Source organism: Bacillus cereus group sp. MYBK139-1 (assembly GCF_051916915.1).
Taxonomy (GTDB): Bacteria; Bacillota; Bacilli; order Bacillales; family Bacillaceae_G; genus Bacillus_A; species Bacillus_A pacificus.
Window position 1 is genome coordinate 94,529 of sequence record NZ_JBQAHO010000008.1, and the last position, 14,337, is coordinate 108,865.

A 14,337-nucleotide genomic window follows, 5' to 3' on the forward strand; every position below is an offset into this window, starting at 1 on the left:
TGTTTAATATATTTTTATTTACTTGTTGTAAGTAATCGCATAACCATCGCATGCAGTAAAGGGTCTTTTGAATCTGCTAATTGTTTTCCTGTAATCCAGTCACAGTATGCCCCCTCTTCTCCAATAGTTCCGTCACCAGTCGCCTCTACCTCTTCAAATCCATCGCCTAAATCTACTGCGAATAGATGAGTAGTCGTATCAGAAGCCTTGCTAGGTCGCACAGTTCCAAGGTAGATAATGTTTTCAACAGGAACTTTATATCCACCCTCTTCAATCAGTTCTCGCCACGCTGTAACAACTGGCTCTTCGCCTTCTTTATCCATGCCACCAGTAATTGAGCATAATTCAGTCTCTTCTGAGTGTGCAGGACATACTTCAAATCGACCAAGATATTCACGTTCTGTGAATCCCCAATTATTTACTACAACATTTCTAAAAGGAAGGATTGCTACACCTTGACTATTACACCATTCAGCCTTGTTATAGACGTAGCGACAACCGTTGTCCATTTCTTTCTCTACCACTGTATTCCATTTGTTTTTGAATAGTTCTGTAACTTTTGCTGTCATATTATAACTCTCTCCTCATCGTTAACTGTTATTTGAGATTCTGTATTTAAAAGCTTATAGTGCATAACCTGCAATAACTCTGCTCTTAACTCATCGTAGGATGGAATGATTTCACTTGGCACACTCTCTTCCCACGCAAGTACGTTATCTTCAACTAGTAATTTTCTAACACCTGTTGCATTAAGACTGTCAGCTTTTCGAGATAAGACAATGTGACTAATCTTCTCAATATCCTTTGGCTTAAACCAAGCTGTTCTCTCTTCGTCATTTCCATAGATAAAGCAATCAACTTCATCTTGGACAGCATAATGGCTTCTCCACATATCAATCTTTTTGATAAGGAAGTCTCCCCATGCTGTACTATGGTCATCTTCATGCGTCATATCGTCAGTATGAGCGAGTAGCAACGTACCATCTTTAATTTCTTCTTTAAACACTTCTCGAATCAAGTTCATACGAGTATATAGATTGAATGGGTTTCTTTCTGTTCCACTTTCTTGGGAAGAGCCAACCATAAGGATGACTCTTTCGCAAGATTGTAGAGCAGTGTTAATCATCTTCTTGTGACTCAAATGGATATGCTGAAACCTACCAATAACGAATCCTAGCTTAAATGTTTTCATGACTTCCTCCTGCTACATATCAATAATTTTGTTTAACTGTAAGTTTTTTCGAACTCTTTAACAAGCTCTTTAATATCATCATGTAGCAAGATATGCTCTTGCAGATTCTCTTCATGGATATAAGACATTGCTCGTTCTTGAGTTTCTTCCCATTTCGGATAGTTAACAATTGGCTCATCCATCATATCGTCATGGTGATAAACTAATTTATACAAGCAATCGTTAATGTTATCTGCGCTCTGACGTGTTACGTACATCTTTTTATCATCTGTTAGTAAAACATTTACTGCATCAGGAATTGAGCGTTTCAATGGATTCATACCGAACTTCATACGTGGTGCGCCATTTGAGAATGCTGTCTTCATTGCAAACCCTAACGTATCACGGTTAATGTGATTGTAGAATCCACCACCTACTCCATAACTTACAAATGTTAATGGCACTTGTCGCATTTTGAAGAAGAAGTCAGTTCGCATTACATTTTGGAAGCTCATACCCTCTCCAATGATTGCTGTGACGTTTGTAATTCCATATGCTTGAACCTTGTGATATACCTCTACTACTTGCTCATTTACATCTCCACTATCAGGGCGAATAACTAAGTGAACACCTTTTTCTTTTGCGTAGTGTGCAAGTGGAACTAGGTAACTATCAATGAATCGATTTGCATCGTAAGTGTCAATAACGATGGCAACAATTTTTTCGCCTGCCTTTGCCGTAGCATCAATCGTATGAATGTATCCATCGTACTCTACATCGTACTGCTGAGTAACTTTATGAGCTAGTGCAGGGATAGAGCCAACTTTAGCGTTTGGAGTATGAATCATAGTATGGAAATCATCTGAGCCATGTAAGAACATGTTCCAAGAAGTTCCTGCCCAGTAAGCATCCTCTAAACTACGATGTCCACGGAATCCAAATGAGTGTAATCGAATTAGGAAACTATCATCGAATCCATGTGTCTTTTTCATTTCTTCAAGATATTTACGCATCTTAAATGCTTCTGTCGCTGTTCCACAAGGGAATGAAGCGTGTAAGAAGATTCCTTCATACCAAGTTACTAATTCACCAAAGCCTTCAACTGTATTACTAACTTGTGCAAATGGCGTTCCTGCAGGACACCATGTCCCTTCTGCGAGAGATTGTACTTGAATTGGTACATAGCCATTACATTCCTTTATAACACGCTCAAATAGCTCTGTAGGGAAGATAACACCCATAATCTCAGCAGACTCTTTGGCTTGTTTAATCATTGCATTTGTAATCTGAATTTCTAGAATTCTATTTGCCATTTCAGCGAAGCCATATAAAATCATTCCCTCTTTACGATTGTAAATATGTGATACTTCCCAATCAGTATTCACCTTAAGGCGTTGATGAGATAAGTTATAAACATCTGTAAGCATTACTGGATTTGTAAGAATATCTTTTAACATGGTTAGTTTCCTCTTTTCGATTAGTTTAGTTTTTGGTTATATTGTCTTGCTAGAAACTCATGATGCATTCTTGCTTCAATTCCTTGACTTAAATAACTGTTTAAAGGTTTCTTGACTGTCAGAGAACCATAGTAATACGCTTCATTTCGTATCAATGATGACATATCCATGTCCCAGTTAGTTAGATTTATTGTTTCTATTCCATTTGCTATCTGAGTCCCAGTCTCCATATCGATGAAGACTGGCTCTCGAATCGTTGCCCCTGTACCCATAACAATCCCCCATTTACTAATTTTGTTTCAATACATTTGTACAAGTGATAAGCGGTTTAAACGCAAGCATCATTTTGGTGAACTCTTCAACTTCTTCTATAAGCTTAAGGTACGACACTGTGGCTTTTCGCAACTCGTATAGACCATTTAATTTTTCAACAGCATCTTTTGCTTCATCAAAGTCTACTGCAAATTCAATTTCTTCTTTAACTTCTGCAATTTCTAAGTCAATTACTTCTAGAGCAGGATGTTGTTCCAATTCGATATAGAATCCATCTTCAATGTTGTGGCGCATTGTGTAGCTATTATTTCCTGTTGCACTAATAGAGAAGTATGGAACGTATACTACTTTCTCATCTTCGCTCAATACAACACTAAGGATACCTTCGATGCCAAATGATTCACGAACTTTGTCACAGAACTGTTTGTAAAACACATTGAACTTCTCTTCTGAAAGATGATTCTTAGCTTCTTCTACCATTTTAAAATCGTGAATTAACGCTTCACACTCACTTACAAAAATACCATCTGCATGTAATTTAATTGTGTTTGTCATAATAATTTCCTCCAAGTTTTGTTTTATTTTAGTAGTTTATAATATGGACTTCTAATCCTTTTCTTTTTGCGATGTCTATCATATGCTTCGTTCCTTTGCTCTTTCCATCCCAAAAGCAGAAGCATACACCATTATTATCTTCATGTGCATAGTCAGCCATTTCGCAGTTCCTAATGTATCCTGCTTGCCTTCCTATACTCCAGTCAGCAGGCATTCTAGTAAGTTTACATCCACCTTTTATAGCGAATTGCTCACCTATCTTGTCAGCTCCATCTGCTGTACCACTTACAATCTCAACATCTTTTGGATAATAACCTTTTCTCATGAAGTAGGCTACTAGATTCGTTGCTAACTTACGATAATCATTGAAGCCTCGACTTCCTGCTACGATTATTCTTGGCATAGTTTATAGTTTGATTACAAGGTCAGTTTTATGAATCCATTGGACGTGTTTGAAGTGCCTAGAATGATTAGGCTTACTACACTTAATATGAACTCCATCAATTTCTTCTATATCAACGATTGAGCCTACTGGGTAAGAGTGCCTTACTATAGTGCTTCCAATGACACGAGCCTGTCCTTCTTTTAGCCCTTTGTATTTCTTTTTTTCCGCTTTATTTTCTAAAAATAATCTATTACGTTTTTTCAATTCAGTTCCTCCTCAGAGTTATTAAAATACGCATTTTATCAACTTAGCTGATTAGTAGAAGACTTAATTTGTGGCAACCAATAATCAGCGCCTTAGCTCTATACATCTTTTCTTTCGAGGTGAAGTACCCAAACTTTCTAGCTTTCTTATCATCATCGTGCCATTTCTTGCCATTAAGAGATTTTGAGTAACTTATGATGAATTTTACTTTCGAACCCTTGATAAAACGCAATGCCTTAGTGTAGTGATTCTCGCTTTTGTTTGAGTACTTCTTAATTTCCATGTCTATCTATCTCCCATTTCCGTATTTCTTTTTTCGAACACCTGTTCCTTGTTGGTAAATTTATCATATCAGAACAGGCGTTCTTTTGCAATACTTTATTAATAATTTTGTTTAACTTATTTTTTTGGAAGAAGATTCTTCTAGAAACCGTACTAAAGCATCCAGTTCTTTCTTAGTTTCTTCAAAATCATCTGAGTTATCAATTGTCTTCATATAGTCTTTTAAAGGTCGCAGTTGGTTTTCTAAGCTAGAATTCATAATTAACTCTTCCTTAGCCTCTCCATCACGCTGTTCAAGACGTTCGATTGCTACCGCAGGGTCGCAGTATATCATAAGATTATACCACCCTTTTTCGCCCAATACGGAATGCTCAAGGAGCTTTCTTACGTCTGTAATAATAACTCTATCATGACCATCCTCAGCGATTCTGCGAAGTGTATCATTAATCCAAAGCATAATGTCGTAGCTTCGTAGACTTTCTCCGATGTGAATAAGTAGTTCTCTTGGAGGTCGAGTGCCTCGTGGGATACCATAGTAGGTATATGCAACTTCATAAATACCATCAGATAGTGCATATTTTTTAAATCCATGTTTCTCTACTAAGTAGTCAGCACAAGCATCTTTTCCCGAGCCTGCCATCCAGTTATTAAATGCTAATTGAATCACTATTCTTTAACACTCCTTTATTTTAATACTTTTGTTTAATGTAGTCAAGAAAAAAAATAAAGATTTATTTTATTTTTACGGCTGAACGTAGATTTCGATATTACGTCTTCCCCAGTCATTCGCTTGTGAGTTGGTACTCATAAAGATATCGATAATATTACCTTTAATAGCGTTCCCAGTGTCCTCAGCAGTGAATGTTTGGTTAAACTGAGGAATATATACCTTAGAGCCTAACGGAATCACACTAGGGTCTACAGCAATAACTCCCCAACGTACACTCGTACCTGTAGCCGTTAATCCTTGCCACTGTCCTGCAAGCTTATCCCCTGCTTCATACGTTGAATAAGCAGTAGCTTGCACATTTATTTTTCTCCAGTTTTCATAGCCTCCTGCTGATACAGTACTGGATGAAGAAGATTTTTTTTCGGCGCTTTTAACTTGCTCTTGCTTTGCCTGTTTTGCCTTCTCTGCATCAGCTTTAATCTTTTTTAATTGTTCTACTTCATTTTTAAGCTTTTCGTTTTCAGCATTCATATCACTTTTCTCTTGTGATAGCGTATCGATAACAGCGCTTAATTCTTTCTGCTTCTCTGATAGCTGTTCGCTTTGAGATTTGACGCTTAAGAACTTCTGCTCTAATGACTTATAATCAGCTTGTTGATGTTCTATTTGTACCTGCGCCTTGCCTAGTTGCCCCTTGTATTTGTCCATTTCTACGCTATCGTTATAAAGCATTGCTCCAAACGTAATAGCTGTGGCGGTAGTAACAACTAGTGCTGTCCTGCCAACACTCTCCTTTGATTTTAAAATTTTCACAATATCAATTCCCTTCTTTTCTCTAAAGACTTGATGCCTAATGAAATTATAACATACGTCTCAATACTTTTGTTTTACAGTTATGTTACAATTGCCATCCAAGGCATTAATAATAACTAGGCTCAGTCTTATCATCACGAATTGTTTTAAAACCCGAGAATCGTAAATCTAAGTTTCCGTCCTCATCTTCAAATTCTTCAAAGTATTGAATCTCTACAATCTTTCCAATAACCATGCTTGGGTCTGCCCAAATAGCATCACGCAACTCATCAGAGAACCCTCCACCGATTCGGACTGGATGCCCCTTGAAGTCACAGATTAAACCACCTAAACGACCAATGTTTTTCCCACTCTTACCTTCGTAAATATCTAAACATCTGATATCTGCTGATTCGAATGATTTTACTTTCAGTATATCGAAAGTTCTACGGCAGTCATATGGTGCGTCTGCGAGCTGAACCATGATACCCTCTTCTTCATTTTCTTTCGCCTCTTCTGCAAGTGCGTCAATTTTTTCCTTGTCAAATATTCCAATGTAAATTGGTTCAACATACTTGACCAATGGGTGTGGATTCTTTTCAATCACTTCTTTTAGCGCTTCTTTTCGTTTCTCACAAGCTACTAACCATCCACCTTTTTCAAATGCTTCAATTGGAATTACATCAAAGGCGTGGAATTCTAAACCTCTCTTTTCTCCTTTCTTTTTAATAATTTTGTTTGTTTTCTTAAATAATAATTTTGAATTTAGACCTTCTTCATTCGTAGCTAGTAGTTCTCCATCATATACAAAACCTCTTGGATACGATGCTAATGCCTCTTCTATTTCGACACACCCTTCGAAGACATGCCCTTCACGAGAGTATAGCGTAACCTTGCCATCCTCACGAACGAATATTGCATTGCGATTGCCATCAAGCTTAGGGGTGGCAATTACACGCTTCTCAAGGTATCTTTTCCAATGCTCATATACTTTTGGAACACCTTTGACTTTTTTCGTCTCGATATACTTCTCAGCAAGCATCAATTCAAACGTTGGAATGAAGCTATATCCAAACGCCTTATTGATAGTAGATGATGTTGCGCCAATCTTTAAATCTTTTGTCGCCATCGCTTCTAGTAACCAATGAATCTCTTTTGGCTGAGACGAGATATATTGTTGAACTTTAAAAATATCTACATTTTTTCCTGTGTTGACCCCCAAAAAACTCATGTACTCTTCGAATGTATATAACGGTACGAATTGGTGTGGGTCAACGCTAACGTCCTTGTTTAGCTTTTTCTTCGCTATATTCGTTTTAATATATGGGTTAAAGATGAAATTTAAAACCTCTCCAAACAGTGAATCTTCTTTGTGAAGTGAGATAATTTCCTCTTTAGCCTTCTTGCTTGATGTTCCACCAATTTGTTTAATAACTTCTGCAACTTGTAATATATCCATGTTATACCTCCAATTTTTTTTGAGCGCTTTCGTTAAGCTAAGTTGAACATTTGTTGATATAACTAAAACAAATGTTCAACATTAGCTTGTAATAATTTTGCTTTAAAGATATCAATTGCAATGTTGATTTTTTCAGTCGCAACAAATTTAACTGATTCATCTGTTATGGACTCATGAAGATTCTTCATTTTGTCCATAACAACTATTGCATCATTGAAAGCATCTTTTGGCTCTACATTCAAAACAATAAGAGACAGTGCCTTCTGTGTTTGCAATTCTAAATCTTCTACCATGTCTTCTAACTTTAGAAATGCTTCCATATCTTTATTCTCATACATTTCTTTTTGCTGATTCACTACTAATCACCTCCTTGTTATTCTTGAAGCTTTTCACTTGCCTTACGATAAGTTTCTGCTACTGGATATACAGTGCCACTTGTAAAATACTTCGCCACGTTTTTAACAACAACTGATGAATCCCAATTGTTTTTAGATAGCATTACTTCAAGTGCCATTCTAAATGTATCTACCATATCCAGTGGAACAAAATCTCGAAAGACCTTCTCGCATAGTTCTTTCATGATTTGTAAAAGATATTGCTCTGCAACCACTTCCATATCTTTTAAATCGATTGCAATTTGTACCATTTGTTCTAACGCATCGTAATTAAACTCATTTGTTAGAAGGTGTGTTCTAACCTTCTTTACGCCAACGACCTTTTTCCCGCCCAGTTCGTTAATTGTATCAACAAGAAGCGTCTCCACTCGCTCCTCTGCCTGCGTTAAAGCATCAATTCCTCGCATTCCTGCAAGCATCTCTAATGTGTAAGTTTTCATAAGGTATATCCTCCAAATGTTAAATTGTAAATGAGCAAATATTTGTATATGTATGTTTCAAATTCTCTTGTACATCCACTTACAATCGAATAACATACTCCACCTTCCCCTAAATTGAGCATACGCTCCTTGCAATGTAAGACTTGTCATTTTGTTTTTTTAAGACAATAGCCTGTTAATACATTTACTTAACGTCAAAAAATAATATCTTCTCTTCTCGCTTAAGCGTTTGTCTTATATCGTCTTAAGCTTAATAGTCACTTGCTGTGATACGCATTACAATTTGTTTATCTGTTTATTATGCCGTGCTTTGCTAAGATTGTGACTATTTTGTATGTTTTTTATACAAATTCAACTCAAGTGTTCATAATCTGTATGTATCGTCCGCCATATGAGTATAATATAATTAACATAATTACTATATTTAACTAAATAATGGTGACTCCACTTATTTTATTCAACTCCGAGTTGAAAAGCAAGTGATTTTTACACTCTCACTTGAATTTCCATTCATGTAAATTATGGAAATTCAAGTGAACCTATAAAAATAATATAAGAACTGTGCTATTATACGATGTTAGTGTACAGTGTATGACAGGGAGATATATCATGACAAAGAGAAACACAGGCGTTTTACTCCGCCTAAAGCGACAGGAGAAAAAGTATACCCTTGAAATGACTGCCAAGGCAGTTGGAGTATCAATCAACTACATAGCAAAACTTGAGAAGGGAGAAAACTCAAACCCATCAGATGAAATCATTGTAAAACTTGCCGAAACATTAGAATTAGATGAAGACGAATTGTTTCGCTCGTTTCGCAAAATACCCCTCTCAACTAGAAAAGCTTTGGAACAACATCCTACACTGTCTGTCGCTATATCACAAATAAACAGCGATACTGACTTGAGTGAAGACAAGAAGGAAGAATTTTTAAAAAAAATCATTTATTGGTATAAAAAGATTGTCGATGAAGACAGTTAAGGTAAAGGTGGTATAAATTGGATAATTTAAAACCAATCAAACAAGATAAAGATTTTTTACTAGAACAATTAAAACAATGTCTTTATGAGAAAAGGCTTATGGTTAAAGAGAATCAGTTTTGGGAACAATTTACCGACCATTTACTCATAGCGTTTGCATTCTTGTGTCTAGGGATTATAATTGGTGTTTTTATAATCTCTTTCCTACTTCGCAACAAGGTCAAATTAGACTACGATATCCCAAGGGGGACTATACTTCGTGTCACTCATGAGGATAGAAAATGGCTCATAACTAGACCAAGAAGCTTTATGCAGGTATTTGACATTATACTTCTTTGTATATTTGATAGAGGGAAAGGTAAATATATCGACAAGCACGATAAGAAAAGAATAAGAGTTCTGAGAATTATGCTGTTTATTATATCATTCCTTCTCATCTTAACTGGTGTACTTGAGGTTCTATCAGCATTCGCATGGAGTATGAATCCATTTGATTATCTTTATTTATTTGAATAATCGATAATTGTTAGACATAAGAGTGAACACTGTAATGGTGGCTCACTCTTTTATTTTATTGTCATTATTTAGATAAATTTAAATATTTTTCAATTCTATTTTTTAAAGTGAATTGTGAAGAATTATTGATTGGAAGCGCAAATCTTTTAAGTACAGCGATAATAGCATTATTAATATTTACTCCCTTTTCCTCAATTAATTCTTTAGCTAAATGTAATTGACCACTATATGAAATTGTTGTTGCGTTTAAGTATGGATATTCAAAAGTATCTGCAATCCTTAATAGACGTTGACTTATTATTTGACCTTTAACTTTATTTTTCCCTCTTAATCCACGAAGAACATGGTCGCCTTCTGCAATTTTATATTTACGAGCTTTCTCGCCTGTAATACTTACATATACGTCATCTTGTTTTAATGCTCTATTAATTAAAATTGCTGTCTCTGTGCTAATTGGTACATTTCTATCTTCTAAAATAATTTCTTGGTTTTCTGTATCCATATTAATATCATCTTTAGTTAATTCTGTTAATTCTTCAAATTCATTCTTATGACTTAATCCATCAAAAAGTAATCCCAGTATTACGCCATCTTGTGCGTTATCGGCGCTCATAGCCATTTCCATAATCTCATCTTTATCAAAAATCATATTCTCTTCTGCTTCTTTATCAATTAAAGCTTCAAGTTTTTCTCTAGTGTCAAATAATGTAGCGTAGTTAATTTTAGTTTTTCCATTATCTTTAGCGAAATCAATATATCGTTCAATAGTTGATACTTTATCTTGAAGACTTCTAACTGTCTTAGCTTTTAAAGCTATAATCGCATCTGCTAATTCTTCTTTATTAAAACTATATAGGTCTTTACCTTTTTCATTTTCAATTTCAGCAGTTTTCCTAAATAATGCCAAAACAACTCTTTTTGTATCATCTTTATATTGAGAAGCAAACTCTTTCTTGAATGAATAGTCAAAGTATAGGTTTGGCATATTATCTTTTTTAGGCTCTTCGTTTTCTTTCTTCTCTTCTTTATTTGAAATTTTAGAAGGATTAAATCTCTCATCTTTAGCATATCCATAAATTACTGTTAAAAGGTTTAATTGCTCGCTATCATTTAAATTCTCTATTTTTAATTCACCTTCAAACAACGCCTTAACCTTATCTTCACTAATTACTTCTGATAACTGCATCATAATATCTCTCTTAGCTTTAGATAAGAACTTAACGCCCTCTAAAACCTTCTCCAAATCAATAATAGTATCTTTATTTAGCATAGTCTTACATCTCCTTTTTATCTACCTTGTATCCTATTAGTTTTACTTAGCCTTTTAATAATTATGTATTATAGTATTGCAATAATTTAACTTAACGCTTTTCTTAAGTAAATTGTAATACATTCGTTTAACCATTGCAATACTTTTTTTTACTATTTTTTTAACTTTATTTCCATAAATTACTTTAAGGCATTGATTACCATCTAGAACAAAAGTAGATTCTTGAGATTATAGTACTGCTAAATAACTTTCTCTAACGATTTCTTGTATTTCATCTGTTGTTGTTCTAAATTTAATGCCTAACTTAAACTCATCATGACTAACGATACTTGCAAATACAAAATCTAAGTCATAAAAGATATCTTGAATATGATACTTCTCTCTTCTCTTGCCTTTTTCTAAGACAAAAGCCTTATGATAAAGAGATATGAATCTCCCCTCATCCTTTACAATCCAAGTGTCATGTATACTTCTAACGACAATGTCGCCACCAATAATAACAGAGACATTTAATTTAGGATATCTTTTTGCAATGTCCATAATCTGCTCTTTACTTAACTCTTCTGTTTCAAATCCCTTCGCCATAATTTTGTGTGCTTTTTCGTAGATTCTACGATGTTTTTCAAACTTGCTATGTTTCAACGATTGTAAATTTAATGTATCTCTCATCTGTAATTTCCCCTCTTATCTGTAGTATATATTTCTTCTTGTTATGATTTGCTACTCTCAACGATTGACACCTCTCAACCTTCAATAATTTTGTTTCAAATAGGTATTTAGAAGAGTTGGCTATACATCTACCCTTCTTTTCTAAGGATACCGATTTGGAACAGTTCACTGAACGGTTCTATAGGGTTTTATCATTCGATTTTCCCTATTTCAATAATTTTGTTTAATTGTTATACTTAGGATTATACAGTCTTTTTATGACTAAGTCAACCAATTTCAATAAATTTGTTTAATAATGTTATTGAAGCCGAATTCTATCTATTCAGCCTCAATAACATTTGCATCTTGATATCTTCATTTGCATTGATGAAGTCCAATAATTCTCGATGCGATAAGGATTCTAAAGCTGATTCATCTAACTCCCTAGACATTTGATAACTCAATTGATTAACCAGTGATTTCTCCTCGTGTAAGTAGATTTCAGTCGTTACGATACTTGAGTGACCACCTAATTGCTTACAAAGGTTGATGTCTCTGCACATCTGATACGATAGCGTTATCGCTGTCGCTTTTAAGCTATGAGGAGTTATCTTTCTACCTATTGTCTTTGAAAATCTCTCTAAGGCTCTCTCAAGCGTCTTAGGATTCATTGTGAATACATACTTTTGTCCTTTGTTAATCTGCTGTAGCTCCATATAGAACTCTTCTGATATAGGTTTCTCAATCCATTTACTACCTTTGTCCTTAACCTTTACGACATGAATGTTCTCGCCAGTGTTGACATCTCTTCGCATTACAAAGTTATCTTTCCAAGTCATACCACACTCAGAGACAACTCCTACTGTAGCTGTCTTACGATTAGCTGTTGTAAATAGCATCTTGACTAGAAGATACTTTTCCATCGCCAAGTCTCTTTCTTTCTTCATGAACTCGAATAACATTTGAACTTCTTGAAATGTCAGAGACTCATGATGCTTGACCTCCTTGGGTAACTTCACTTTGAAAATCAGTGGGTTCACCTTTAAGTCATTCGACAACAATTCATTATAAAAGCTTCTGACGCTATTTAGCTTCGTCTGTATTGTATTATTAATATTACCCTTCTCGGCTAATTTATCAATGAATAGCGTTTGAACATCAGCTTTCTTGATTGCTTGGATTTCTTCAATGGATAAGAAGCGAACCTCTTTCCCAGTTGTCATTTTAAAGAACTCATCAACTCTAGCTTTATAATCTCTTGCTGTTTGAGGTGAATTCTTTTCATGAAGGCTTAGGAATGAAGTGTAAACTTTCATAACTTCATAGTTCCCAAGACTGTGTACCTTTTCTTGCTCACCTACTCTTAACATATCTACTGCGACTGCCATTTCAAATCATCTCCTTTTATGTATCTGTTACTCAGTATACTATTAACACAGTAAGATGTCAAACAAAAATATTAAAAGCTACTGAAATTATTCAGTAGCCTCTTTTTTAACAAGTATATCAACGATACTTTCAATGGTTAATCTAAACATTTCTCCACCTTCGCTTGCTTCTCCATCAAATGTTAAGACATAAATCTCCGAATCGACTAGCATTTCTTCTTCCTGCTTCACTAGGATTCCATGGTACTCGCCCATTAAATTTCTTTTTACGAAGGCTATAGCCACATCTGTCCTAACAGTATCTGTATCGATTGTCTCGTTCTCTATGCCTCTAACAAGGCTGTCTACTGCAGACATCGTGTCTAGCATATCTACTGTACCTTGAACATCGTCTACATCCCATGTAATTACTTTCAAAGCCATCTCTCCTTATTGTTGAGTGCTAACAGGCTCTTGTTTCACAACTTGTTGCACTGGCGTTTGTGCTTGATTTGTTTTAATCGCTTTTATAATAGAGCCAGTTACGATTAACATTGTCCCTGCTACAAAGAATGATGCACTAAGTACGAAGAACGCTGTAAGCATATTTGAATTGATTATGTAGTTGTATGCGTCTCCACCAACATAAACGTGCTTACTTAAATCACTGCTATATTCACCGCTATTATATCCGTTGACTCTATCAATCCCTAAAGCTAATAGGAATACTGAATGAACGTAAAAGATAATTCCCCAAATTGTCCATTTTTTTGTTTTTGTTTTCATGCTATTATCCCTCTTCCTGTACTTGTAATTAATTGTCTTACTAAATTATGTATACAGTATAAGGGACTACAACAAACATGTCAATAATTTCTTATTGACATGTCATATTTTTTAATCTACATCTTTTGATAATATATATTCCATTGCGTGACCAAGAGTTTTGTATCCATCAGTTACTTCTCCTGTTTGGATATGCGTAACAGTCCATGTATTATCTGTAACTGCATATTCATTACGCTCATTCTTTTCATATGGCATCAACACATTGAAGACTCCTGCTGAGTTCGATACACAATAGCCCATATGGACAGATTCTTTATCTGCGCTTTCATTGATAAGAGTAACTACTCTACAATTATATCTCTCTTTCATATCTTGTGAGAATCTATCTAAATCATTTCTAATAACGCTCATTCTAAAGAATATTCCTGTAGTCATTTTAATTCCCCTCTTCTAGTTCTTTTATTGTTTCAACTTCTGCATCCCAAGAATCTAACTCTTGAGCTTTGTGACCTTCATAATCACCATCGTCAAATAGCTTTTGAGCTTGTTCCTTGCTCTCTGCTTTGATGTATACTTTTGACCTAACCTTCTCTACGAAAATAACTTCAAATTCTTGCTTCATGA

At 35.0% G+C, this 14,337-nt stretch carries 21 protein-coding genes; 2 read left to right on the forward strand and 19 right to left on the reverse strand.

Annotation, left to right across the window (positions count from 1 at the left end):
• Positions 1-14 precede the first annotated feature (14 nt).
• The 12 genes from ACTFRS_RS26085 to ACTFRS_RS26140 form a co-directional block, all read right to left on the reverse strand.
• A complete protein-coding gene (locus ACTFRS_RS26085) occupies positions 15-569 on the reverse strand; it encodes an NUDIX domain-containing protein (protein ID WP_440025505.1) in 555 nt (184 codons plus the stop codon).
• Entirely contained in the window at positions 566-1,192 is a 627-nt protein-coding gene (locus ACTFRS_RS26090) for an adenylyltransferase/cytidyltransferase family protein (protein WP_440025504.1), read from the reverse strand. Before ACTFRS_RS26090 ends, ACTFRS_RS26085 begins: the two co-directional genes overlap by 4 nt.
• A gap of 32 nt (positions 1,193-1,224) precedes the next feature.
• Entirely contained in the window at positions 1,225-2,628 is a 1,404-nt protein-coding gene (locus ACTFRS_RS26095) for a nicotinamide phosphoribosyltransferase domain-containing protein (RefSeq protein WP_440025502.1), read from the reverse strand.
• 20 nt (positions 2,629-2,648) lie between these two features.
• Entirely contained in the window at positions 2,649-2,900 is a 252-nt protein-coding gene (locus ACTFRS_RS26100) for a hypothetical protein (RefSeq protein ID WP_440025500.1), read from the reverse strand.
• Between the two features lie 16 nt (positions 2,901-2,916).
• Positions 2,917-3,456 (reverse strand): hypothetical protein, encoded by a 540-nt coding sequence (locus ACTFRS_RS26105; RefSeq protein WP_440025498.1) that lies wholly within the window; start codon positions 3,454-3,456, stop codon positions 2,917-2,919.
• Positions 3,457-3,484: 28 nt separating this feature from the next.
• Positions 3,485-3,859, reverse strand: a complete 375-nt coding sequence (locus tag ACTFRS_RS26110; protein ID WP_440025496.1) for an SLOG family protein — start codon at positions 3,857-3,859, stop codon at positions 3,485-3,487.
• Positions 3,860-3,862: 3 nt separating this feature from the next.
• Entirely contained in the window at positions 3,863-4,105 is a 243-nt protein-coding gene (locus ACTFRS_RS26115; protein WP_319611574.1) for a hypothetical protein, read from the reverse strand.
• Between the two features lie 394 nt (positions 4,106-4,499).
• Positions 4,500-5,054, reverse strand: a complete 555-nt coding sequence (locus ACTFRS_RS26120; protein ID WP_440025494.1) for a dephospho-CoA kinase — start codon at positions 5,052-5,054, stop codon at positions 4,500-4,502.
• A 75-nt stretch (positions 5,055-5,129) separates the two neighbouring features.
• Positions 5,130-5,765: a 3D domain-containing protein gene (locus ACTFRS_RS26125; RefSeq protein ID WP_440025493.1), complete on the reverse strand. Its 636-nt coding sequence runs from the start codon at positions 5,763-5,765 to the stop codon at positions 5,130-5,132.
• 211 nt (positions 5,766-5,976) lie between these two features.
• Positions 5,977-7,308, reverse strand: a complete 1,332-nt coding sequence (locus ACTFRS_RS26130) for an ATP-dependent DNA ligase (protein ID WP_440025491.1) — start codon at positions 7,306-7,308, stop codon at positions 5,977-5,979.
• A 62-nt stretch (positions 7,309-7,370) separates the two neighbouring features.
• Positions 7,371-7,664, reverse strand: a complete 294-nt coding sequence (locus ACTFRS_RS26135) for a hypothetical protein (RefSeq protein WP_048559002.1) — start codon at positions 7,662-7,664, stop codon at positions 7,371-7,373.
• 17 nt (positions 7,665-7,681) lie between these two features.
• A complete protein-coding gene (locus tag ACTFRS_RS26140; RefSeq protein WP_048559001.1) occupies positions 7,682-8,143 on the reverse strand; it encodes a hypothetical protein in 462 nt (153 codons plus the stop codon).
• 609 nt (positions 8,144-8,752) lie between these two features.
• On the opposite strand from ACTFRS_RS26140, the gene ACTFRS_RS26145 reads away from it, so the two are divergent.
• Both ACTFRS_RS26145 and ACTFRS_RS26150 read left to right on the forward strand, forming a co-directional pair.
• Positions 8,753-9,124 carry a helix-turn-helix domain-containing protein gene (locus ACTFRS_RS26145; protein WP_048559000.1) on the forward strand — a complete coding sequence of 124 codons (372 nt, stop codon included), beginning with the start codon at positions 8,753-8,755 and terminating at the stop codon, positions 9,122-9,124.
• A gap of 17 nt (positions 9,125-9,141) precedes the next feature.
• Positions 9,142-9,639 carry a hypothetical protein gene (locus ACTFRS_RS26150; RefSeq protein WP_440025488.1) on the forward strand — a complete coding sequence of 166 codons (498 nt, stop codon included), beginning with the start codon at positions 9,142-9,144 and terminating at the stop codon, positions 9,637-9,639.
• Between the two features lie 64 nt (positions 9,640-9,703).
• Here the strand turns inward: ACTFRS_RS26150 and ACTFRS_RS26155 are convergent, their stop codons facing one another.
• The 7 genes from ACTFRS_RS26155 to ACTFRS_RS26185 form a co-directional block, all read right to left on the reverse strand.
• Positions 9,704-10,909: a phage lytic cycle repressor MrpR family protein gene (locus ACTFRS_RS26155; protein ID WP_048558998.1), complete on the reverse strand. Its 1,206-nt coding sequence runs from the start codon at positions 10,907-10,909 to the stop codon at positions 9,704-9,706.
• Positions 10,910-11,137: 228 nt separating this feature from the next.
• Positions 11,138-11,578, reverse strand: a complete 441-nt coding sequence (locus ACTFRS_RS26160; protein ID WP_048558997.1) for a hypothetical protein — start codon at positions 11,576-11,578, stop codon at positions 11,138-11,140.
• Positions 11,579-11,892: 314 nt separating this feature from the next.
• Positions 11,893-12,945, reverse strand: coding sequence for a tyrosine-type recombinase/integrase (locus tag ACTFRS_RS26165; RefSeq protein WP_440025486.1), 1,053 nt, complete (start codon positions 12,943-12,945; stop codon positions 11,893-11,895).
• Positions 12,946-13,032: 87 nt separating this feature from the next.
• Positions 13,033-13,362: a hypothetical protein gene (locus tag ACTFRS_RS26170; RefSeq protein WP_440025484.1), complete on the reverse strand. Its 330-nt coding sequence runs from the start codon at positions 13,360-13,362 to the stop codon at positions 13,033-13,035.
• Positions 13,363-13,374: 12 nt separating this feature from the next.
• Positions 13,375-13,710 (reverse strand): hypothetical protein, encoded by a 336-nt coding sequence (locus tag ACTFRS_RS26175; RefSeq protein WP_440025482.1) that lies wholly within the window; start codon positions 13,708-13,710, stop codon positions 13,375-13,377.
• Positions 13,711-13,821: 111 nt separating this feature from the next.
• Complete coding sequence (locus ACTFRS_RS26180) at positions 13,822-14,148, reverse strand: DUF5634 family protein (protein WP_048558993.1); 327 nt, start codon at positions 14,146-14,148, stop codon at positions 13,822-13,824.
• Between the two features lies 1 nt (position 14,149).
• Complete coding sequence (locus ACTFRS_RS26185) at positions 14,150-14,335, reverse strand: hypothetical protein (RefSeq protein WP_440025480.1); 186 nt, start codon at positions 14,333-14,335, stop codon at positions 14,150-14,152.
• Positions 14,336-14,337: the final 2 nt, after the last annotated feature.

Excerpts from the sequence above, each read along its gene's own strand:
- ACTFRS_RS26085 (WP_440025505.1), bottom strand. The coding sequence starts at position 569 with ATGACAGCAAAAGTTACAGAACTATTCAAAAACAAATGGAATACAGTG.
- ACTFRS_RS26090 (WP_440025504.1), bottom strand. The coding sequence starts at position 1,192 with ATGAAAACATTTAAGCTAGGATTCGTTATTGGTAGGTTTCAGCATATC.
- ACTFRS_RS26095 (WP_440025502.1), bottom strand. The coding sequence starts at position 2,628 with ATGTTAAAAGATATTCTTACAAATCCAGTAATGCTTACAGATGTTTAT.
- ACTFRS_RS26100 (WP_440025500.1), bottom strand. The coding sequence starts at position 2,900 with ATGGGTACAGGGGCAACGATTCGAGAGCCAGTCTTCATCGATATGGAG.
- ACTFRS_RS26105 (WP_440025498.1), bottom strand. The coding sequence starts at position 3,456 with ATGACAAACACAATTAAATTACATGCAGATGGTATTTTTGTAAGTGAG.
- ACTFRS_RS26110 (WP_440025496.1), bottom strand. The coding sequence starts at position 3,859 with ATGCCAAGAATAATCGTAGCAGGAAGTCGAGGCTTCAATGATTATCGT.
- ACTFRS_RS26125 (WP_440025493.1), bottom strand. The coding sequence starts at position 5,765 with ATGGACAAATACAAGGGGCAACTAGGCAAGGCGCAGGTACAAATAGAA.
- ACTFRS_RS26130 (WP_440025491.1), bottom strand. The coding sequence starts at position 7,308 with ATGGATATATTACAAGTTGCAGAAGTTATTAAACAAATTGGTGGAACA.
- ACTFRS_RS26140 (WP_048559001.1), bottom strand. The coding sequence starts at position 8,143 with ATGAAAACTTACACATTAGAGATGCTTGCAGGAATGCGAGGAATTGAT.
- ACTFRS_RS26145 (WP_048559000.1), top strand. The coding sequence starts at position 8,753 with ATGACAAAGAGAAACACAGGCGTTTTACTCCGCCTAAAGCGACAGGAG.
- ACTFRS_RS26155 (WP_048558998.1), bottom strand. The coding sequence starts at position 10,909 with ATGCTAAATAAAGATACTATTATTGATTTGGAGAAGGTTTTAGAGGGC.
- ACTFRS_RS26160 (WP_048558997.1), bottom strand. The coding sequence starts at position 11,578 with ATGAGAGATACATTAAATTTACAATCGTTGAAACATAGCAAGTTTGAA.
- ACTFRS_RS26165 (WP_440025486.1), bottom strand. The coding sequence starts at position 12,945 with ATGGCAGTCGCAGTAGATATGTTAAGAGTAGGTGAGCAAGAAAAGGTA.
- ACTFRS_RS26175 (WP_440025482.1), bottom strand. The coding sequence starts at position 13,710 with ATGAAAACAAAAACAAAAAAATGGACAATTTGGGGAATTATCTTTTAC.
- ACTFRS_RS26180 (WP_048558993.1), bottom strand. The coding sequence starts at position 14,148 with ATGACTACAGGAATATTCTTTAGAATGAGCGTTATTAGAAATGATTTA.
- ACTFRS_RS26185 (WP_440025480.1), bottom strand. The coding sequence starts at position 14,335 with ATGAAGCAAGAATTTGAAGTTATTTTCGTAGAGAAGGTTAGGTCAAAA.